Here is a 19,934-nt window from a genome sequence, read left to right on the forward strand (position 1 = left end):
GCTGGTGGTCGGAACACCAGTCAGTGCTTGGGGGAGCGCCATATGGCAACGGCAGCAGCAGCGGGTGCGGAGTCGGACACCGGCGCATCCAAGGCGCATCGGCTCGGGGAGCTGCGGGAGTTCCTGATGAGCCGTCGCGCGCGGGTCAGCCCCGCGGAGGCCGGGCTTCCGGACGGCGGCGGCCGTCGTCGTACGCCCGGTCTGCGCCGCGAGGAGGTCGCCGTGCTCGCCGGGGTCGGGGCGTCCTGGTACCAGTGGCTGGAGCAGGGCCGGGACATCTCCGTCTCGCCGCAGGTCCTGGACTCCGTGGCGCGGGTCCTGAAGCTGAGCAGCGCGGAGCGGCGCCATCTGTACGTCCTGTCCGGTCTCAACCCGCCCGCGCCCGAGGTCGCGCAGACCGACCGGGGCATGTGCCAAGGGCTGAACCGGCTCATCGACGCGTGGCTGCCGTACCCGGCGCACATCATGGACGCGTACTGGAACTGCGTCATGTACAACGACGCGGCCGCTTCGGTGCTCGGCATGCGCTCGGAGACCTCCGAGAACTGCCTGCTCAACTTCTTCACCGATGCCATCTACCGCGCCCGCGCGAAGAGTTGGGAGCGGAACGCCCCGCAGGTCGTGGCCATGTACCGGGCCGCGTGCTCGGAGCACCCCCAGGACGACGGCTTCGCCGCGGTGATCGCCGGGGCGAAGTCGGTCAGCGCGGAGTTCACGGAGCTGTGGGAACGGCGGGACATCCTGCCCGGCGGGCAGCTCGCCAAGGAGATCGAGCACCCCGTGGTGGGCGCGCTGAACCTGGAGTCGACGCAGCTGAAGGTGCCTGCCAGGCCCGACCTCACGATCGTGCTGCACACGCCGCTGCCGGACGCCGAGGTGGACACGGCGGGGAAGCTGGCGTGGCTCGCCTCGCCCGAGGGGCGCCGGGGATCGATCCATCCGGTGGCGATGTAGCGGTGCGTGCTCCGTATGCTCGGTCCATGACTGAGAGCGCCGCGCTGGACCCCGAGGACCGCAAGATCGTCACCCTGGCTCGTTCCGCCCGGGCCCGCAATGGTGTGCCCGAGGGGGCGGCTGTGCGGGACGAGACGGGACGTACGTATGTCGCGGGGACCGTGGCGCTCGACTCGCTCCAGCTGTCCGCGCTGCGGACCGCCGTGGCGATGGCGGTGGCGTCCGGCGCGGAGTCGTTGGAGGCGGCGGCGGTCGTCTCCGGCGAGACGGCCGTGCGGGACGAGGATCTCGCGGCGGTACGGGACCTCGGCGGGGCCGGGACGCCGGTGTTCCTCGCGGGGGCGGACGGGGAGGTCCGGGAGCGGGTGGCGGCGGGCTGAGGCCTTCCCGGGGCTCCGTGCGCCGGGGGCGCGTGCTGGGCGCCGGGGCGCAGACGGGGGTCCAAAGACAGGCTCTGAAATCGACGGGCCCGTCACACCGCGTCGGGACCCCGTTCCCCCGTCCGCACCCGGACCACCGTCTCCACCGGCACCGCCCACACCTTGCCGTCGCCGATCTTGCCCGTGTGTGCGGCGCGCACGATCGCGTCGATGACCGGGTCCGCGTCAGGGTCGTCGACGACGACTTCGATGCGGACCTTGGGAACCAGGTCGACCTGGTACTCCGCGCCCCGGTACACCTCCGTGTGGCCCCGCTGGCGGCCGTAGCCGCTCGCCTCGGTGACCGTCAGGCCGTGTACGCCGAGTTCCTGGAGGGCCGTCTTCACCTCGTCCAGACGGAACGGTTTGATGACCGCGGTGATCAGCTTCATGCGACGGGGCTCCCCTTCTTGACCGAGGCGGAGCCCACGGGACTCGCCAGGACGCCGTGATCGTAGGCGCTCTCCGCGTGCTGTGTCTGGTCGAGGCCCGTCACCTCGTCCTCGGCCGACGCCCGGAAGCCCAGGAGCCCGTCGATCGCCTTCCCGAGGGCGTACGTGAGCGTGAACGTGTACGAAGCCACCGCGGCGACCGCCACCGCCTGCTTGCCGAGCTGCGCCGCACCGCCACCGTGGAACAGGCCCTCGGCGCCGCCCGTCATCGTGGCCGTCGCGAACAGGCCGATCAGGAGCGTGCCGATCACGCCGCCCACCAGGTGCACGCCGACGACGTCGAGCGAGTCGTCGTAGCCGAGGCGGAACTTCCACGCGACCGCGTACGAGCAGACGACGCCCGCCGCGAGTCCGATCACCGCCGCGCCGAGGATGTCGACCACGCCGCACGACGGGGTGATCGCGACCAGGCCCGCCACCGCGCCCGACGCCGCGCCGAAGGTGGTGGGGTGGCCGTCGCGCCGCTGCTCCACGAAGAGCCAGCCGAGCAGGCCCGTGCAGCCCGCGACCAGCGTGTTGAGGAGGGAGGCGGCGGCGAGGCCGTTCGCGCCGAGGGCCGAGCCGCCGTTGAAGCCGAGCCAGCCGAACCAGAGCAGCCCCGCGCCCATCAGGACCATCGGGAGGTTGTGCGGGCGCATCGCCTCCTTGCGGAAGCCGATGCGCGGGCCGAGCACCAGGCACAGGGCGAGGCCCGAGGCGCCCGACGCGATCTCCACGACCAGGCCGCCCGCGAAGTCGAGCGCGCCGAGCGAGTCCGCGATCCAGCCGCCGGGACCCCACACCCAGTGCGCCACGGGAACGTATACGACGAGCGTCCAGACCGGTACGAAGACCAGCCAGGCCGCGAACTTCGTGCGGTCCGCGATCGCGCCGCTGATCAGCGCCGCCGTGATCACCGCGAAGGTGAGCTGGAAGGTGGTGAAGAGGAGGGTGGGGACCGTGCCGGTGAGGGTGTCCGGGCCGATGCCCGCCATGCCGAGGTGGCCGACGCCGCCGATCAGGCCCGCGAAGGCGTCGTCCCCGAAGGCCAGCGAGTACCCCGCGACCAGCCACACCACGGTGACCAGCGCGATCGCCACGAAGGACATGAGCAGCATGTTCAGGACGCTCTTCGTGCGGACCATGCCGCCGTAGAACAGGGCGAGGCCCGGCGTCATCAGGAGGACGAGCGCGGTGGCCGCGAGCAGCCAGGCGGTGTCGCCGGTGTCGAGGTGGGGGGCGGCGAAGGTCGTCATGGGGGGAGAGCGTCACGCGCCCGCGTTTCGTAACGGGCACCCACGGGTTTCCGCCGTGTTTCGTGTTGCCGAGCCGCTTGTGGGGGCTCATGGGGCGGGCTCGGGCGCCGTACGGCGGGCCCCCGCGGGCCGGGCGGTGCGGCGGGGCTTCCGGGATCAGGGACAATGGGCGCCATGAGCGTTCGTACCCCGTCATCAGCCGAGCCGTCCGAGGCCGTCCACCGCGCCGGCTTCGCCTGCTTCGTCGGCCGCCCCAACGCGGGCAAGTCCACCCTCACGAACGCTCTGGTCGGCAAGAAGGTCGCGATCACCGCGAACCAGCCGCAGACCACGCGGCACACCGTGCGCGGCATCGTGCACCGGCCCGACGCCCAGATGATCCTGGTCGACACCCCCGGCCTGCACAAGCCGCGCACGCTCCTCGGCGAGCGGCTCAACGACGTCGTGCGCACGACGTGGGCCGAGGTCGACGTCATCGGCTTCTGCCTGCCCGCCAACGAGAAGCTCGGCCCCGGCGACCGCTTCATCGCCAAGGAGCTCGCCTCCATCAAGAAGACGCCGAAGATCGCGATCGTCACCAAGACGGACCTCGTCGACAGCAAGACCCTGGCCGAGCAGCTCATCGCCATCGACCAGCTCGGTGCGGAGCTCGGCTTCGAGTGGGCCGAGATCGTGCCGGTCTCCGCCGTCGGCGACCAGCAGATCGGCCTCCTCGCCGACCTCATCGTGCCGCTGCTGCCCGAGGGCCCCGCGCTCTACCCCGAGGGTGACCTCACGGACGAGCCCGAGCAGGTCATGGTCGCGGAGCTGATCCGCGAGGCGGCGCTGGAGGGTGTGCGCGACGAGCTGCCGCACTCCATCGCGGTCGTCGTCGAGGAGATGCTGCCGCGCGAGGACCGGCCGGCCGACAAGCCGCTGCTCGACATCCACGCGTTCGTCTACATCGAGCGGCCCAGCCAGAAGGGGATCATCATCGGTCCCAAGGGCAAGCGGCTCAAGGATGTGGGGATCAAGTCGCGGAAGCAGATCGAGGCGCTGCTGGGTACGCCGGTCTTCCTCGACCTGCACGTCAAGGTCGCGAAGGACTGGCAGCGGGACCCCCGTCAGCTGCGCAAGCTCGGGTTCTGAGGACGGGCTCTACTCCACCCCTCTGATCCGCGTCACAAGGCCCGCCCCCACCAGCCCGATCACCGCCGCCGTCACGTACAGCACCCGGTAGCCGCCCAGGTACGTGACGATCGGGGCCGCCATCGCGGGGGCCGCCACCTGGGGGAGGGAGTTGGCGATGTTGATGACGCCGAGGTCCTTGCCGCGGTCCATGGCCGTGGGCAGGACGTCCGTCATCAGGGCGAAGTCCACCGACGTGAAGACGCCGAAGCCGATGCCGAGCACAGCAGCCGCGACGACCGCGCCGGGCCAGGTCTGCCAGCAGGCGAGCAGGCCCGTCGCGACCGCCATCAGCGCCCCCGACCAGATCACGAAGGGCTTGCGGCGGCCCACCCGGTCCGACCAGGCGCCGCCCACCACGACCGTGGCGAGCATCGTCGCGCCGTTCACCGCCGTCAGGATCAGCACGCCCTGCTCCGGGTCGGCGTACGCCAGGCGGTCGCGCAGGAAGTACAGCAGGTAGAGCAGCACCACCGAGTTGCTGACGTTGATCAGGAAGCGGGTCAGCCAAGCCCAGGCCAGGCCCGGGTGGCCGCGGGGGCTGAGCCGGAAGCCCGCCAGGAACTCCCGGCGGTTCCACGGCGGCCGGTCGGCCGGTGTCAGGCGCAGGTCACGGTGGCGTACGACGTAGGGCAGCACGCCCGCCGCCGTGCAGAGCGCGCAGGCGGCGTACCCCGCGACCGTCCCGCCCGCCGCCGTCGCGAGCCCCGTGCCGACGACCACGCCGAGCAGCTGCGCCGCGCCGAGCCAGCCGCCCACCGAGCCACGCTGCGGACGCGGCACGCGGTCGGGGACGGCGGCCGTGACCGCGGCGAAGGCGGCGTTCAGGGTGAGCTGGACCAGGCACCAGCCCGCCGCGAGCCACCACACCGAGCCCGCCGCGGAGAGCAGCAGCAGCGCTGCGGCGCCGCCCGCCGTGCCCGCCACGATCCACGGGGTGCGCCGGCCCCACCGGGACGTGGTGCGGTCCGAGAGCGCGCCGAAGAGCGGGTTCGCGGCCAGGGAGACGACCGCGCCTGCGCCCGTCACCCAGGCGAGGACCGTCTCCTTGGAGGTGCCCGCGGGGGCCAGGTCCTCCGCCTGGAGGGCGAGCAGGATCTGCAGCGGGCCGTACCAGCCGACCCAGATCGCGCCGTTGGCGAGGGACAGGGAAGCCGTCCAGCCGCGGCCGACCCGCTCCGTCGGTTCCCGCAGCGCGACCGTGGTCACGGGCGCCGCGCCCGCAGGGTCTCGCGCAGCCAGTGGTACGACGCCTTGGGCGTGCGCTCCTGGGTGGCGTGGTCGACGTGGACGAGGCCGAACCGCTGCCGGTAGCCCTCCGCCCACTCGAAGTTGTCGATCAGCGACCAGACGAAGTACCCGCGCACGTCGACGCCCGCCTCCAGCGCCCGGTGCAGCGCCCGCAGGTGGCCGTCCAGGTAGGCGATCCGCTCCTGGTCGTCGAGGCCGTCGTACGAGCAGCCGTTCTCGGTGATCACGAGGGGCGGGAGGCGGTCGCCGTAGCGGTCGCGGAACGCGGTGAGCAGTTCGGTGAAGGCCTCCGGGACGACCGGCCAGCCGAAGTCCGTGACCGGGTACCCCTCGATCTCCCGGGGGGCGAAGGGGAGTTCGGGCGGGAGTGTGACGCCGGAGAACTCGGCGGCCGTCCCCTCGGGCGGTGGGGCGCCCACCTTCGTCGGCTGGTAGAAGTTGATCCCGTACCAGTCGAGGGGCTCGGCGATGACCTTCAGGTCCGCTTCGAGGTCGTCCGTCGGCATCAGCTCCCCGAAGCCCTCCGGGTAGCGGCCGAGGAGCAGCGGGTCGGCGAAGAGGCGGTTGAGGAGTACGTCGTAGAGGTCCGCCGCGGCGCGGTCGCCCTCGGCGCCGGAGGCCGGCCAGGTCGGGCCGTGCGAGTTGGCGATGCCTATGTCGTGGGCGCCCGCCGCGCGCAGCGCCCGTACGGCGAGGCCGTGCGCGAGGAGCTGGTGGTGGGCGGCGGGCAGCGCGTCGAAGAGGAGCCGCTCGCCGGGGGCGTGCTGGCCGAGCGCGTGGCCGAGCAGGGTGTGTTCCGCGGGCTCGTTGAGGGTGATCCACTTGGTGACGCGGTCACCGATGCGGGCCGCCACCACGGCCGCGTACTCGGCGAACCGCTCGGCGGTCCGCCGCTCCAGCCAGCCGCCGGCCCGCTGGAGCGCGAGTGGGGTGTCCCAGTGGAAGAGGGTGGCGACGGGGCGTACGCCCGACGCGCACAGCTCGTCGACGAGACGGTCGTAGAAGTCGAGTCCCGCGGGGTTCAGTGCCCCCGCGCCGGCGGGCAGCACGCGCGGCCAGGAGACCGAGAAGCGGTAGGCGTCCACGCCGAGGTCCCGGACGAGCGCCACGTCCTGGCGGTAGCGGTGGTAATGGTCGCAGGCGACCTCGGCCGTCGAGCCGTCCTTCACGTTCCCCGGCTCGGCCGTGAACGCGTCCCAGACCGAGGCGCCGCGCTGGTCGGCGGCGCCCTCGATCTGATGGGCCGATGTGGAGACGCCCCACAGGAAACCGTGGGGGAACTGGGGGAACGGTTCTCTCGCCGGTGTCGCCGCGCTCGCTGCCATGGGCGGGATCTTCCGGACCGGCCGGTACGGAAGTCAATGGGTGCGGCGAAGAAAGATGAACAACCCTCAGGTTCCAGTCCTCGGCGCCCCTAAGGGTCTCAGGCGCCTTCCTTCAGCACCCGCGAGATCAGCCTCCGCTGCGGCTCCGTCAGCCGCGGGTCCGAGCAGTACACCGTCCGCCCGTCCACCGTCAGCTGGTAGTTGAAGCCGTCGGGCACCCCTATCCGCGGGGCGTCCCGCCCGTCGGCCAGGGCCTTCTCGGCCAGGGCGTGCCATTCCGGGGCATCGGCCAGCAGCGAGGTGTCCACCTCGGCGTGCCGGTCGATGCCCGCGAAACCTCCGGTCCGCTTCACCTGGATACGCATGGGTCCTGTCTACTGCACCCGGTGGGCGGCCGGTAGCGCGTCATCAGCCGTTGGTGGGCACCTTGACCGTGGACCACGCGTCGATGACGGCCTTGAGCTCGTCGCCGTCGCCGAACTTCGCCCGCGCGGCGGCCACCGTCAGCTTCGCGAAGTCCGTGAAGGACGCGTCCTGCGCCAGCTCGCCGCCGGTCAGGACGGCGTACCAGATCTCTCCCGCACGCTCCCACGAGTGACCGCCCAGGGCGTTGGCGACCAGGTAGAACGCGCGGTTGGGGATGCCGGAGTTGATGTGCACGCCGCCGTTGTCGCGGCCCGTGTTGACGAAGTGGTCCATGTCGGCGGGTTGCGGGTCCTTGCCGAGCACGTCGTCGTCGTACGCGGTGCCGGGCTCCTTCATCGAGCGCAGCGCCTTGCCGGTGACGCGCGGGGCGAGCAGCCCCGCGCCGATCAGCCAGTCGGCGTCGGCGGCGGTCTGACCGAGCGTGTACTGCTTGATCATCGAGCCGAACACGTCCGAGAGGGACTCGTTCAGGGCGCCCGGCTGGCCGAAGTAGGTGAGGTTCGCCGTGTACTGCGTGACGCCGTGGGTGAGCTCGTGGCCGATGACGTCCACGGGGATGGTGAAGTCCAGGAAGATCTCCTGGTCGCCGTCGCCGAACACCATCTGCTCGCCGTTCCAGAAGGCGTTGTTGTACTCCTCGGAGTAGTGGACGGTCGCGATCAGCGGCAGGCCGTTGTTGTCGATGGAGTTGCGCTCGTACGCCTTCTGGTAGAGCTCGAAGGTCGCGCCGAGGCCCGCGTACGCGCGGTTCACGGTGGCGTCCTTGCCGGGCTTCTCGCCCTCGCCGCGGACCTTGCGGCCCGGCAGCTCCGTGCGGTGCCGTGCGTCGTGGATGGTGCGGTGCGGCTTGCCCGCCGCGGCTTCCTTGGGCGGGCTCACGCTGGGCGCGCCGATGACGGTCGTCAGGCGGCGCTGGGTGCGCTCGAAGGCGTCCCGCTGCAGGGTGCGGCGGGCGGGTGCGGCGAGCGCGGGGTCCTGGCTCCGGGCGAGGGTGTCCAGGACGTGCGGTGGCACGATGGAGCAGAAGACAGGCTCGAAGCCTGCCGGATTGGTGGTCATGGCGGCAATGTGGCACTGGGTCATGCCGCTGTCACTACCAGCCACCATGATTGGTGAAATAGAGGCATACGGGGGCCTGAGCTTCGCTCAGCGTGGTACAGGGCACTTTCCGGCCGGAATCCGACACCGATCCCGCATACTGATACGGGCCCGCGCACGGAACGCGGCTCGGCTAGGCTGCGGCACATCATGCGATTCGGGCTGCTTCTCCTTAGCTGCCGCGGCGAGGGCCTGTAGTCGAGGCCGACCCCCTCCCCGCGGAGTTCGGCGTTGCGCTAAGACCGTCGGCCGTCCTTCAGGACACTTCCGAGGAGCCCCGCACATGCCGAACTTCCAGCGCCCCACGTCCCTGCCGGTCCACAAGTACGGGCAGTACGAGCAGGTCGACATCCCCGACCGCACCTGGCCGGACAAGCGGATCACCGTAGCCCCCCGCTGGCTCTCCACCGACCTGCGCGACGGCAACCAGGCGCTGATCGACCCGATGTCCCCGGCCCGCAAGCGCGCCATGTTCGACCTGCTGGTGCGCATGGGCTACAAGGAGATCGAGGTCGGCTTCCCCTCCTCGGGCCAGACCGACTTCGATTTCGTACGCTCGATCATCGAGGACGAGGACGCGATCCCCGAGGACGTGACGATCTCCGTCCTGACCCAGGCCCGCGAGGAGCTCATCGAGCGGACCGTGGAGTCCCTGAAGGGCGCCCGGCGCGCGACGGTCCACCTGTACAACGCCACCGCCCCCGTCTGGCGCGACGTCGTCTTCCGCGGCTCGCGCGACGCCGTCAGGCAGATCGCCGTCGACGGCACACGCCTGGTCATGGAGTACGCGGACAAGCTGCTCGACGACCGTACGACCTTCGGCTACCAGTACAGCCCGGAGATCTTCACCGACACCGAGCTGGACTTCGCCCTGGAGGTCTGCGAGGGCGTCATGGACGTCTGGCAGCCCGACGCCGAGCGCGAGATCATCCTCAACCTGCCCGCCACCGTGGAGCGCTCGACGCCCTCGACCCACGCGGACCGCTTCGAGTGGATGTCCCGCCACCTGTCCCGGCGCGAGTTCGTCTGCCTCTCCATCCACCCGCACAACGACCGCGGCACCGCCGTCGCCGCCGCCGAACTGGCCGTGATGGCCGGCGGCGACCGCGTCGAGGGCTGCCTGTTCGGCCAGGGTGAGCGCACCGGCAACGTCGACCTGGTCACCCTGGGCATGAACCTCTTCAGCCAGGGCGTCGACCCGCAGATCGACTTCTCGGACATCGACGAGGTCCGCCGCGTCTACGAGTACTGCAACCAGATGGAGGTCCACCCCCGCCACCCCTACGCGGGCGACCTCGTCTACACCGCCTTCTCCGGCTCCCACCAGGACGCCATCAAGAAGGGCTTCGACGCGATGGAGACCCGCGCGGCGGCCGCGGGCAAGACCGTCGACGACATCGAGTGGGCCGTGCCGTACCTGCCCATCGACCCCAAGGACGTCGGCCGCTCCTACGAGGCCGTCATCCGCGTCAACTCGCAGTCCGGCAAGGGCGGCATCGCGTACGTCCTCAAGAACGACCACAAGCTGGACCTGCCGCGCCGGATGCAGGTGGAGTTCTCGAAGATCATCCAGAGCAAGACGGACGCCGAGGGCGGCGAGGTCACGCCCGCCGCGATCTGGAGCGTCTTCAAGGACGAATACCTGCCCAACCCCGAGAACCCCTGGGGTCGGATTCAGGTCAAGAACGGCCAGACGACGACCGACACGGACGGCGTCGACACCCTCACTGTCGAGGCGACCCTGGACGGCGATGACACCGTCCTGACCGGTACGGGCAACGGCCCGATCTCCGCGTTCTTCGACGCGCTGCAGGGCATCGGCATCGACGTACGCCTCCTGGACTACCAGGAGCACACGATGAGCGAGGGCGCGTCCGCGCAGGCCGCCTCGTACATCGAGTGCGCGATCGGCGACAAGGTGCTGTGGGGCATCGGCATCGACGCCAACACGACACGCGCGTCCCTGAAGGCCGCCGTCTCCGCCGTCAACCGCGCGGCACGCTGATCCACCGACCGGTTCCGCCCGGTTTCATCCGGCCCCGTCCGCCGATCCGGCGGGCGGGGCCGCGTCGTCTCCCGGCCATGTCCGGCCCGCTCTCCCGTACGAGGTGCTGACGCCACATCATCGATGTGGCTAACATCACGCCAACACGGCAATGCAGCCGGGGAGTTACGGAGGTGCGTGGTGCTGCCAGCTCGGGGACAGGACGGCCGGAATACCCGCATCCCCGCCAAACCGGTCTCGCGCGGGCGAGCGCTGTGCAGGCGCGTGATCGGCATGCACACCGCCTGGGACACCGTCGGCGACGGCGAGTTCTTCTGTCCGGGCTGCGGCGGCGACCGCAACTACCAGCGGCTCACAGGACGGCGCCGCTTCGTCCTGCTCGGCCTGCCCGTCGTGCCGCGCGGCACCCGCGGACCCGTCGTCCAGTGCGCCGCCTGCCAGGACCTCTTCGACCCGGACGTCCTGGACCACCCCACCACCACCCGGCTCGCCGCGATGCTCCGCGACGCCATGCACACCCTCGTCCTCGCGGTCCTCTCCGCCGGTGGCACCGCCTCGCGCTGCACCCTGGACACGGCCGTCGCCGCCCTGCACGGCGCCGGGCACGACGACTGCACCGAGGAGCAGCTCGTCGCCCTCGTCGAGGCGCTCGCCACCGACGCCGGACGCGCCACCGGGCCCGACTGCGACCCCGGCCTCGCCATAGAACTCCACGAGGCGCTCGGCCCGCTGGCCCCGCACCTCGCTCCCGCGGGCCGCGAGGCCCTGCTCCTCAAGGGCGCCCGCATCGCCCTCGCCGACGGCCCGTACACCACGGCCGAGCGGGACGTGCTCGCCACGGCGGGCTGCGCGCTGACGATCTGCTCGGAGGACGTGACGCGCCTCCTCGCGACGGCGCGGACACCTTCCTGACGGCAGACGTCCTGCCGAGGACGGGCGGCGGTCTCCCGCGCCCTTCCGCGTACCGGAAGATGGTGGGGTGGAACTACCTGTCGCGGTCCGGGGCACTGCGTCGGGCGCCGCCGCCCGCCGCGACCTCGTCGAGCGTCTCCTCGGGCCCGCGGCCCCCGGCGAACGGCTGCGCGCCGACGCCCTGCTCGCCGCGGCCATGGCCGTGAGCGCCCTCGTGGTCGTGCGGGCCGTGCGGGACAACGGCAGGACGCCCGACGCGTACGGCTGGGCGCTGCTGCTCGCCGCCCACGTCCTCATCGTGTGGCGCCGGCGCGCCCCGATGCGCGTCATGATCGCCATGCTGGCGATCCTGCTGCCCTACCACTACCTGGAGAACAACCACACCGCGCCGATGGCCGTGACGATGGCCGCGCTGTTCACCGTGGCCTCCCGCTCCCGCCCCCGGCACACCGTCCTGGTCGGCGCCGCGGGCATGGCCGTCATGCTCGGCGTCAAGTTCCATCAGGGCATGGCCCAGGGCGCGGAGACCCTGCGCATCTCCGGCTGGGTCGTCGCCTTCCTGCTGCTCGGCGTGTACGTACGCATCCACCGCCAGTACGTCACCTCGGTGGTGGAGCGGGCCGAGCGCGCGGAACGCACCCGCGAGCAGGAGGCGCGCCGCCGGGTCGCCGAGGAGCGGCTGCGGGTCGCCCGCGACCTGCACGACCTGCTCGCGCACAGCATCACCCTCGTGGGCGTCCAGACGTCCGTCGCCGCGCACGTGCTGACCGCCGACCCGGAACGGCTCGACCGTGCGGCCGTCGCCAAGGCACTCGACGACGTCGCCGAGACCTGCCGCAGCGCCCGCGGCGAACTCCGTGCCACCCTCCAGGTGCTGCGCTCCGGCACGGAGGACGAGGCCAGAGGGCCGTTGCCGGGCCTCGACGGGCTGCCCGACCTCGCCGCGGCGGCCCGCGTGTCGGGCGCCCGCGTGGAGCTCGCCGTCGCGGAGTGCGAGGCCCCCGCCGCCGTGGGCGCGGCGGCCTACCGCATCGTGCAGGAGGCGCTCACCAACGTCGTACGGCACGCGGGCCCCGGCGGCACCGTGCGGGTGTCGGTCGGCACCGCGGACGCGGCGCTGTGCGTGCGGGTCACGGACGACGGGGGCGGCGGCCGGACCGAAGAGGCGGGGCACGCGCCGGGGTTCGGGCTCGTCGGGATGCGGGAGCGGGCCCGCTCGGTCGGCGGCACCCTGGACGCGGGGCCGCGGCCCGAAGGGGGTTTCATGGTGTCGGCGGTGCTGCCCCTCGTACCCCTGTCCCTGGGAGGCCCCCGATGACCATCCGTGTGCTGCTCGCCGACGACCAGACGCTGGTGCGTGCCGCGTTCGCGATGCTCGTCGACTCGGCGCCCGGCATGGAGGTCGTGGGGCAGGCGGGCACGGGACGCTCGGCGGTCGACCTGGCACGCACCGAGCGCGCGGACCTCGTCGTCATGGACATCCGCATGCCCGACCTCGACGGCATCGAGGCGACGCGGCTGCTCGTGGCCGACAGGGACCTCGCGGGCGTGAAGGTCCTGATCCTGACGACGTACGACACGGACGAGCATGTCGTCGACGCGCTCCGCGCCGGCGCGTCCGGCTTCCTGGTCAAGGACACCAGACCCGCCGAACTCCTCGACGCCATCCGCACGGTGGCCGCCGGCGACGCGCTCCTGTCACCGGGGCCCACGGCCCGCCTCATCGCCCGGGTGCTGCGGGCGCCGGACGCCGGGCAGCCCGTGACGGGCGGGCCCGAGGGCCTCTCGGAGCGGGAGCGACAGGTCCTGCGGCTCGTCGCGCGCGGCCTGAACAACCAGGAGATCGCCGACACGCTCGGCCTGAGCCCGCTGACCGCGAAGACGCACGTGAGTCGCATCATGGGCAAGCTGAGCGCCCGCGACAGGGCCCAACTCGTCATCATGGCCTACGAGTCGGGGCTGGTGGCGCCCGGCTCGGTGGCGGCGCCCTGACGGCCCGCGTCATGTCCCCGGCCCTCCGTGCCCGTCACAGCAGCCCTGCCGCCGCCAGGTGCTCGCCCACCCGCGCCGTCTCCGCCGCCGACAGCGGGATCTGCGGCTCCGCCGTGGCCGGGCAGTCGATCACCCCGCGCAGATTCAGCGCCGCCTTGAACGCGCCGAGCGCCGCGGAGCTGCCGCCCATCCGCGCCGGGTCCCCGGCCGTGACCATTCCGAACAGCCCGCACAGCCGCTCCTGTTCGGCCCGCGCCCGCTCCCAGTCGCCGTCTTTGCAGGCGCGGTAGAGGGCCGCGTACCCCCGCGGGTCCACGTTTCCGAGACCGGGCACGATGCCGTCCGCGCCCATCGCGAGCGCCGCGTCGGCCGTCACCTCGGACCCGGTGAGCACACTGAACCCCGCGAGCCCCGGCTCCGAGCGCTTGCCGAGGACGACGCCGCGGAAGGCGCCCTCGTCGCCGCTGGAGTCCTTCAGGCCCGCGATGACGCCCTCCCCGGCCAGGCGGAGGACCAGCTGCGCGCCCAGCTTGGTGTGGACGGCGACCGGAATGTCGTACGCGAGGACCGGCACCGCGCAGCCCCGCGCGACCAGCCGGAAGTGCCGGGCGATCTCGGCGGGATGGGTCCGCGTGTAGAAGGGGGCGGTGACCACGACGGCGTCCGCGCCCGCACCGGCGAGGGCCCGCGCGTGGTCGAGGACGCGCGGCGTCGTCATGTCGATGGCCCCGGCCAGGACGGGCAGCTCACCGCCGACGTGACGTACGACCGTGTCGACGACGAGGGCGCGCTGCCGGTCCGTCAGGTACGCCGCCTCCGAGGTCGAGCCCAGCACGAAGAGACCGTCGACGCCGCCCGTCACCAAGTGGTCGACGAGCCGGACGAGTGAGGCCGTGTCGACCTCGCGCTCCGGTGTCAGCGGGGTGCAGACGGGCGGGACGACACCGGTCAGCGGGGTGGGGACGGGCATGGACGCTCCCTGGACTGGGCGGAGGCCGTGGCGGCGGCCTGGGTGACGAGGTCGTGGGTCGACTCTGCCTCGTCGACGGGGTGGAAGCAGCGGAACTCGTGCCCCGGCCCCGCCGCCCGGGCGTCCGGCATGGCGGTGGCGCACACGTCGTCCGCCTTCCAGCAGCGGGTGCGGAACGGACAGCCGCTCGGCGGCCGGGTCGCCGAGGGCACGGGCCCGGCCAGCGGGATCGGGTCGATGGGGTCGAGCAGGCCCGGCGTGGCGGAGAACAGGGCGCGCGTGTACGGGTGCCGGGCCCGGTCCAGGATCTCCCCGGCCGGCGACTCCTCGACGATCCGCCCGAGGTACATCGTGACGACGCGGTCGCTCATCCTGCGTACGGTCTGGATGTCGTGGGAGACGAAGACCAGGGCGAGGCCCAGGCGCTCCTTCAGGTCGAGGAGCAGGTTGAGGATCTGGGCCCGCACCGACACGTCCAGGGCGCTCGTCGGCTCGTCGGCGACCACGAGGGAGGGTTCGAGGGCCAGCGCGCGGGCGATCGCCACGCGCTGCCGCTGGCCGCCGCTGAGCTGGCCGGGCACGCCGTCCGCGAGGCCGGGCGGCAGGCCGACGAGTGCCATCAGTTCGCGTACGCGCGCGTCCCGCTGGGCCCTGGTGCCGCGCCGGTGGACGTCCAGGGGGTCCCGGAGGATCCGGCCGACCGGGAGCCTGCGGTTCAGGGCGGTCGACGGGTCCTGGAAGATCATGCCGGTGTGGGTGCCGATGGAGCCGCGGCGTTCTGCCGGGTCCATCGCCCACAGGTCGCGGCCGCGGAACGAGACGGTGCCGGTGGTCGGGCGCTGGGCGCCGACGAGGACTTTGGCCAGGGTGGATTTGCCGCAGCCGGATTCGCCCACGATCCCGACGGTTTCGCCGGGGGCGGCCTTGAGGGTGGCTTCGGTGAGGGCGTACACGTGGTCCCGGGAGAAGAGACCTCCCGACCTCGCCCTGTGGACCACGTGGACGTTGTCCAACCGCACGATGGGGGTCGTCATTCGGCTTGCCCTCCGTCGTGGCTCGTCGCGCGGTTCCCCGCGCCCCTGCGGGGCACGGTCGCCGGGTGGTGGCAGGCCGTCGTGTGGGTGCGGGGGCCCGTCAGCGCGGGAGGCTCGGAACGGCACACCGCGCTCGCCATCGGGCACCGGTCCGTGAACCTGCACCCCGCGGGGAAGTCCGCAGGGGACGGCACCACGCCCTTGATCTGGGTGAGGCGTTGTGCCGCCGACTCCAGGGAGAGCACCGAGCCGAGCAGGCCGCGTGTGTAGTGGTGGGACGGGGATTCGACGAGGTCGGCCGTGACGCCGGTCTCGACGATCTGGCCGCCGTACATCACCACCACCCGGTCGGTGACGTCGGCGACCAGGGCCAGGTCGTGCGAGACGAGGATCAGCGCGAAGCCCAACTCCTCGCGCAGTCGGAGCAGGAGCTGGATGATCTGGGCCTGCACGGTGACGTCGAGGGCGGTGGTCGGCTCGTCGGCGACGATCAGTTTCGGGTCGCGGGAGAGGGCCATGGCGATCAGGACGCGCTGGCGCTGGCCGCCGGAGAGTTCGTGCGGATAGCTGCGCAGGGTGCGGGCGGGGTCGAGGCCGACCAGTTCGAGGAGTTCGACAGGGGTGCGGCGGCCACCCCTGCGTACGACCTGCTTGAGCTGGGAGCGGACCGTCATGGCGGGGTTCAGCGACGACAGCGCGTCCTGGTAGATCATCGCCATGTCGTGGCCGAGCAGGCGGCGCCGGGCGCGCATGGGCAGGCCGATGAGCTCCCGGCCGTCGAAGGTGACGCGGCCGCCGACCTCGGCGCCCTTCGGTTCGAGGCCCATCACGGTCAGCGCGGTCAGCGACTTGCCACAGCCCGATTCGCCGACCAGGCCGAGGACTTCACCGGGCCGTACGTCGAAGCTGATGCCGTCGACGATGTCCCTGCCGCCGTGGCGCCGGGGGAAGGAGACGGTGAGGCGGTCGACGCAGAGGACGGGGGCGCCCGTCGGCAGGGGGCGGGCGCGGGAGCGGAGGCGGTCCGCCGCCTCGGTCAGGCCGGGCAGTTCGAGGACGTGGCCGCTGCCCGGCTCGGGGGTCTCCAGGCGGTCCTCCGCGCGCGCCGCGCCCGCGACGTCCCGGCCGGAAGGCGCCGCCCACGCGTCCGACACGCCCTCGGAGAGGACGTTCAGGGAGAGGACCGTGAGCAGCATCAGGAGGCCGGGGAAGACGGTCGCCCACCAGCCGCCGATCAGGACCATGTTCTTGCCGTCGGCGATGACGCTGCCCCAGGACGGGTCGGGGGGCCGCACCCCCGCGCCGATGAAGGAGAGCGACGCCTCGAAGACGATGGCCTCGGCGACCTGCACCGTGCAGAAGACGAGGATGGGCGCGGCACAGTTGACGGCGACGTGGCGGATCAGGATGTGCGGGGTGCGGGCGCCGATGACGCGTTCGGCGACGACGTAGTCCTCGCCGTACTGGTCGAGCACGTTGGCCCGTACGACCCGGGCGACGGGCGGGGTGAACAGGAAGGCGATGGCGCAGATCAGGACGAGGATGCCGCCGCCGAAGACCGCGACGAGCACGGCGGCGAGCGCGATGCCGGGGAACGCCATGACGACGTCGAGGCAGCGCATCAGCGTCTCGTCGACGGCCTTGCGGGAGGTCGCGGCGACCGCGCCGATCACGGCGCCGACGACGAGGGCGAGCAGGGTGGCGCCGAGCCCGATCGCCAGCGACCAGCGCGCCCCGTACATCAGTCGGCTGAGGATGTCGCGGCCCAGGCTGTCCTGGCCCATCCAGTGGCTGCCGGAGGGGTGGCCGGTGCCGTCGGTCTGCGGCTGCTGGTCGAGCGGGTCGTAGGGGGCGAGGAGCGGGGCGAACAGGGCCACAAGGACGACGAGGGCGATGACGCCGACCGCGACCCGGGACAGCGCGGGAAGGTTCCGCAGCGAGCGCAGCCGGAGGCCGGGCACGGAGAGCCGCTCGGTCAGTGCCTTGCGCGAGGCGGGCATCAACTCGTCCCCCTCAGGCGCGGGTTGACCAGGAGGTGGAGGATGTCGATGGCGAGGTTCACGACGACGAATCCGACGGCGGTGGTGATGACGACGCCCTGTACGACGGCCGGATCGCCGTTCTTCACGGCGTCGATCATCAGCTTCCCCATGCCGGGCAGCGAGAAGATCGTCTCGATGACCACCGCGCCGCCGAGCAGGTAGCCGACGCGCAGGCCGAGGACGGTGAGCGGGTTGATGAGGGCGTTGCGCAGGACGTTGCGGCCCACGACCACCACCGGCGGCAGACCGCAGCCGATCGCCGTGCGCACGTAGTCCTTGTCCAGCTCCTCGACCACCGCCGTGCGGATGATGCGGGTGAGGCCGGCCGCCACCGGCAGCGAGAGCGCGAAGGCGGGCAGCGTCATGGTTCTGAGCCACCCGGTGAAGGAGTCGGCGGGGTTGATGTAGCCGCCGGTCGGGAACCAGCCGAGGTCCACCGCCAGGTACTGGATCATGAGGAGCGCCAGCCAGAAGCCGGGCGCCGCGACACCGGTCAGGGAGACGACGCGGATCAGCTGGTCCGGCAGCCGGTCGCGGTAGATGGCGGCGGTGACGCCGAGGGTGAGGGAGAGCACCACGGCGATGCCGAGGCCGAGGAAGGTGAGCTGCACGGTGAGCGGCAGGGCGGTGGTGACCTGGTCGACGACGGGGGAGCGGTTGAGGACGCTGATGCCCATGTCGCCTCGCAGGAGGTCGCCGACAAAGGCGATGTAGCGCACGGGCAGCGGGTCGAGAAGCCCGTTCTCCTCGCGGAAGTCGTGCAGCTGCTCGGGGGTCGGGTTGGCGCCCTGGAAGAACGCGGACGCCGGGTCGACGTCCGAGAAGCGCATCACGAGGAAGACGAAGAGGACGATGCCGAGCAGCAGCGGGACGAGGAGGGCGACGCGGCGGGCCAGGATTCTGAGGACTGCGGTCACGGCGTGGAGCTCCTGAACCGGTCGGGTGTCAGACCCACTTGGCCTGCAGCAGATTGATCCCCGGGTAGGGCTGGGCCTTGACGCCGGTGATCTTCTTCGGGTCCCAGGCGGTCATGAGTTCGTTGTGGACCACCGGGTAGAGCACGGCCTGTTCCGCGACGACGTCGATGTACTCCTGGACCATGGCCTTCTTCTTGCTCGCATCGGGCTCGCGGGTCGCCTGGTCCATGTCCTTGAAGAGCTTCTTGGCGACCGGGTCGTCGGCCCAGCGCGCGTAGCCCATCCACAGGTTCTCGGCGCCGTAGTTGTAGTGCATGATCAGGTCGGCGTCGAGCCCGAACTGGTTGGGGTTGGAGGCGGCGGCGACCACCTGGAAGTCCTTCTTCTGGTCCAGCTTGCTGAAGACGGCGGTGGTCTCCTGCGGGTCGAGGGTGACCTCGACGCCGAGCTTCTCCCAGCCGTCCTGGATGGTCGGCAGGCAGTCGACGATCCAACTGACGTTGACCGCCATGAGGTTGACCTTCAGCTTGCCGACTCCGGCCGCCTTCAGGAGCTTCTTCGCCTTCGCCAGGTCGTAGCCGTAGACGGTCTTCGCGGGCCGGTAGGAGGGGTTGGCCTCGTTGAGGAAGGACGTCGACGCCTTGCCGTGGCCCCGGAGGGCGGCCCGGATCATCTTCTCGCGGTCGATGGCGTAGTGCAGGGCCTGGCGGACGCGGGCGTCGTCGAACGGTTGGTGCGCGGTGTTGAAGAGCAGGAAGAGGTTGTTCATGCCCGCGCCGCCCTCGACGGTCATCCCGCCCCTCTTGAGCTGCTCGATGTTGGCGTACGGGATGTTGTCGGCGATCTCCGCGTCCGCGCTGCCCCCGGAGATCTTCGCGACGCGCGGCGCCGCGTCCACGATGGTCAGCCAGTTCATCTTCTTGAACGCGGCCTTGCGCGGGCCGTTGTAGTCGTCGAAGGCCTCGAAGGTCGTGTTCGACTTCGGGTGGTGCGAGGCCTGCCTGTACGGTCCCGAGCCCACCGCCTTCCCCTTGGTCGCGTCGTCCCAGGCGCCCGGCTTCGAGAAGACGTGCTTCGGCATGATCTTGGCCAGGGAGAGGCGCGCGGCGCCGTCGGGGAAGGGGAACTTGAGGATCAGCTCGACGGAGGTGGCGCCGGTCTTCCTGACCTCCTTGAGCCAGCTCGCGAAGAAGCCCTTGGCGAGTGTCTGGGTCTTCGGGTCGAGGATGCGGTCGAAGACGAACACCACGTCGTCGGCGGTGACGGGCTTGCCGTCGTGCCACTTGGCTCCCGGCCGCAGGGTGAACTTCCACGTGGTCGCTCGGAGGTCGTTCGGGATCTCGGTGGCGAGCGCCGCGTAGGGCTCGCGGGTGATCGGGTCGGTGCCGAGGAGCCCCTCGTAGATGTGCTCGTTGCCTGCCATCGCGAAGGCCGACGCGGTCTGCGTCGGGTCCCAGCTGCCGTCGTTGCCGTAACCGATGACGGCGGTCAGCGTCGAGCTGCCGCCCTGCCCTCCGCCCCCGGTCTCGTTGGTGGACTCGGGCCCCGACGAGCAGGCGGAGAGCGTGGCGGTGACGGCGGCTCCCGCGCTGAGCGCGCCGGTGTACCTGAGGAAGGAGCGGCGGTCCGGCGCGAGCGCGCGGCGCACCGTACGAGAGGTCGGATCGGTCACTGTGTCTCCCTTGCCTCCCTGAGAGGTCCCACGTCCTACGTCGTGGGTGGCGTGGCGACGATA

At 71.7% G+C, this 19,934-nt stretch carries 18 protein-coding genes; 7 read left to right on the forward strand and 11 right to left on the reverse strand.

Translation table 11 applies throughout. From position 1 onward, the window contains the following. Positions 1–42: 42 nt before the first annotated feature. Together AC07DI_RS19610 and AC07DI_RS19615 are read left to right on the forward strand one after the other, a co-directional pair. Complete coding sequence (locus AC07DI_RS19610; RefSeq protein ID WP_478905373.1) at positions 43–954, forward strand: helix-turn-helix transcriptional regulator; 912 nt, start codon at positions 43–45, stop codon at positions 952–954. Between the two features lie 26 nt (positions 955–980). Then, positions 981–1,334 (forward strand): cytidine deaminase, encoded by a 354-nt coding sequence (locus AC07DI_RS19615; RefSeq protein ID WP_384255151.1) that lies wholly within the window; start codon positions 981–983, stop codon positions 1,332–1,334. 92 nt (positions 1,335–1,426) lie between these two features. On the opposite strand, the gene AC07DI_RS19620 is transcribed toward AC07DI_RS19615, so the two are convergent. Beyond that, positions 1,427–1,765 (reverse strand): P-II family nitrogen regulator, encoded by a 339-nt coding sequence (locus AC07DI_RS19620; protein ID WP_384255154.1) that lies wholly within the window; start codon positions 1,763–1,765, stop codon positions 1,427–1,429. Next, entirely contained in the window at positions 1,762–3,060 is a 1,299-nt protein-coding gene (locus AC07DI_RS19625; RefSeq protein ID WP_384255156.1) for an ammonium transporter, read from the reverse strand. Before AC07DI_RS19625 ends, AC07DI_RS19620 begins: the two co-directional genes overlap by 4 nt. Before the next feature lie 165 nt (positions 3,061–3,225). On the opposite strand from AC07DI_RS19625, the gene era reads away from it, so the two are divergent. Beyond that, positions 3,226–4,188, forward strand: coding sequence for a GTPase Era (gene era, locus AC07DI_RS19630; RefSeq protein ID WP_384255159.1), 963 nt, complete (start codon positions 3,226–3,228; stop codon positions 4,186–4,188). Positions 4,189–4,197: 9 nt separating this feature from the next. Here the strand turns inward: era and AC07DI_RS19635 are convergent, their stop codons facing one another. The 4 genes from AC07DI_RS19635 to AC07DI_RS19650 form a co-directional block, all read right to left on the reverse strand. Beyond that, positions 4,198–5,436, reverse strand: coding sequence for an MFS transporter (locus AC07DI_RS19635; RefSeq protein WP_478905374.1), 1,239 nt, complete (start codon positions 5,434–5,436; stop codon positions 4,198–4,200). Further along, positions 5,433–6,803 carry a GH1 family beta-glucosidase gene (locus AC07DI_RS19640; protein ID WP_384255163.1) on the reverse strand — a complete coding sequence of 457 codons (1,371 nt, stop codon included), beginning with the start codon at positions 6,801–6,803 and terminating at the stop codon, positions 5,433–5,435. The genes AC07DI_RS19635 and AC07DI_RS19640 overlap by 4 nt, the downstream gene beginning before the upstream one ends. A gap of 98 nt (positions 6,804–6,901) precedes the next feature. After that, positions 6,902–7,168: a protealysin inhibitor emfourin gene (locus tag AC07DI_RS19645; RefSeq protein ID WP_384255166.1), complete on the reverse strand. Its 267-nt coding sequence runs from the start codon at positions 7,166–7,168 to the stop codon at positions 6,902–6,904. Between the two features lie 43 nt (positions 7,169–7,211). Next, positions 7,212–8,288, reverse strand: a complete 1,077-nt coding sequence (locus AC07DI_RS19650; protein WP_478905375.1) for a M4 family metallopeptidase — start codon at positions 8,286–8,288, stop codon at positions 7,212–7,214. Positions 8,289–8,610: 322 nt separating this feature from the next. On the opposite strand from AC07DI_RS19650, the gene leuA reads away from it, so the two are divergent. From leuA to AC07DI_RS19670, 4 genes are all read left to right on the forward strand, one after another. Continuing rightward, entirely contained in the window at positions 8,611–10,332 is a 1,722-nt protein-coding gene (gene leuA, locus AC07DI_RS19655) for a 2-isopropylmalate synthase (protein ID WP_478905377.1), read from the forward strand. A 180-nt stretch (positions 10,333–10,512) separates the two neighbouring features. After that, positions 10,513–11,244: a TerB family tellurite resistance protein gene (locus tag AC07DI_RS19660; RefSeq protein WP_478905378.1), complete on the forward strand. Its 732-nt coding sequence runs from the start codon at positions 10,513–10,515 to the stop codon at positions 11,242–11,244. 67 nt (positions 11,245–11,311) lie between these two features. Beyond that, positions 11,312–12,562 carry a sensor histidine kinase gene (locus AC07DI_RS19665; protein WP_478905380.1) on the forward strand — a complete coding sequence of 417 codons (1,251 nt, stop codon included), beginning with the start codon at positions 11,312–11,314 and terminating at the stop codon, positions 12,560–12,562. Continuing rightward, positions 12,559–13,236, forward strand: a complete 678-nt coding sequence (locus tag AC07DI_RS19670; RefSeq protein ID WP_384255178.1) for a response regulator transcription factor — start codon at positions 12,559–12,561, stop codon at positions 13,234–13,236. Before AC07DI_RS19665 ends, AC07DI_RS19670 begins: the two co-directional genes overlap by 4 nt. 34 nt (positions 13,237–13,270) lie before the next feature. On the opposite strand, the gene AC07DI_RS19675 is transcribed toward AC07DI_RS19670, so the two are convergent. From AC07DI_RS19675 to AC07DI_RS19695, 5 genes are read right to left on the reverse strand one after another with little or no spacing between them, the layout of a single operon-like run. Further along, positions 13,271–14,206 carry a dihydrodipicolinate synthase family protein gene (locus AC07DI_RS19675; RefSeq protein ID WP_478905381.1) on the reverse strand — a complete coding sequence of 312 codons (936 nt, stop codon included), beginning with the start codon at positions 14,204–14,206 and terminating at the stop codon, positions 13,271–13,273. Further along, complete coding sequence (locus tag AC07DI_RS19680) at positions 14,185–15,240, reverse strand: oligopeptide/dipeptide ABC transporter ATP-binding protein (protein ID WP_478905383.1); 1,056 nt, start codon at positions 15,238–15,240, stop codon at positions 14,185–14,187. Before AC07DI_RS19680 ends, AC07DI_RS19675 begins: the two co-directional genes overlap by 22 nt. Beyond that, a complete protein-coding gene (locus AC07DI_RS19685) occupies positions 15,237–17,240 on the reverse strand; it encodes a dipeptide/oligopeptide/nickel ABC transporter permease/ATP-binding protein (protein ID WP_478905385.1) in 2,004 nt (667 codons plus the stop codon). Before AC07DI_RS19685 ends, AC07DI_RS19680 begins: the two co-directional genes overlap by 4 nt. Beyond that, positions 17,240–18,199: an ABC transporter permease gene (locus AC07DI_RS19690; RefSeq protein WP_384255188.1), complete on the reverse strand. Its 960-nt coding sequence runs from the start codon at positions 18,197–18,199 to the stop codon at positions 17,240–17,242. The genes AC07DI_RS19685 and AC07DI_RS19690 overlap by 1 nt, the downstream gene beginning before the upstream one ends. A gap of 28 nt (positions 18,200–18,227) precedes the next feature. Beyond that, positions 18,228–19,871, reverse strand: a complete 1,644-nt coding sequence (locus AC07DI_RS19695; RefSeq protein ID WP_478905386.1) for an ABC transporter substrate-binding protein — start codon at positions 19,869–19,871, stop codon at positions 18,228–18,230. Positions 19,872–19,934 lie beyond the last annotated feature (63 nt).

It is taken from the genome of Streptomyces sp. NPDC044106 (genome assembly GCF_056433985.1).

Bases quoted from the DNA above. Each gene is read 5' to 3' on its own strand.
- AC07DI_RS19610 (WP_478905373.1), top strand. From the start codon at position 43: ATGGCAACGGCAGCAGCAGCGGGTGCGGAGTCGGACACCGGCGCATCC.
- AC07DI_RS19615 (WP_384255151.1), top strand. From the start codon at position 981: ATGACTGAGAGCGCCGCGCTGGACCCCGAGGACCGCAAGATCGTCACC.
- AC07DI_RS19620 (WP_384255154.1), bottom strand. From the start codon at position 1,765: ATGAAGCTGATCACCGCGGTCATCAAACCGTTCCGTCTGGACGAGGTG.
- AC07DI_RS19625 (WP_384255156.1), bottom strand. From the start codon at position 3,060: ATGACGACCTTCGCCGCCCCCCACCTCGACACCGGCGACACCGCCTGG.
- era (WP_384255159.1), top strand. From the start codon at position 3,226: ATGGGCGCCATGAGCGTTCGTACCCCGTCATCAGCCGAGCCGTCCGAG.
- AC07DI_RS19640 (WP_384255163.1), bottom strand. From the start codon at position 6,803: ATGGCAGCGAGCGCGGCGACACCGGCGAGAGAACCGTTCCCCCAGTTC.
- AC07DI_RS19645 (WP_384255166.1), bottom strand. From the start codon at position 7,168: ATGCGTATCCAGGTGAAGCGGACCGGAGGTTTCGCGGGCATCGACCGG.
- AC07DI_RS19650 (WP_478905375.1), bottom strand. From the start codon at position 8,288: ATGACCACCAATCCGGCAGGCTTCGAGCCTGTCTTCTGCTCCATCGTG.
- leuA (WP_478905377.1), top strand. From the start codon at position 8,611: ATGCCGAACTTCCAGCGCCCCACGTCCCTGCCGGTCCACAAGTACGGG.
- AC07DI_RS19670 (WP_384255178.1), top strand. From the start codon at position 12,559: ATGACCATCCGTGTGCTGCTCGCCGACGACCAGACGCTGGTGCGTGCC.
- AC07DI_RS19675 (WP_478905381.1), bottom strand. From the start codon at position 14,206: ATGCCCGTCCCCACCCCGCTGACCGGTGTCGTCCCGCCCGTCTGCACC.
- AC07DI_RS19680 (WP_478905383.1), bottom strand. From the start codon at position 15,240: ATGACGACCCCCATCGTGCGGTTGGACAACGTCCACGTGGTCCACAGG.
- AC07DI_RS19685 (WP_478905385.1), bottom strand. From the start codon at position 17,240: ATGCCCGCCTCGCGCAAGGCACTGACCGAGCGGCTCTCCGTGCCCGGC.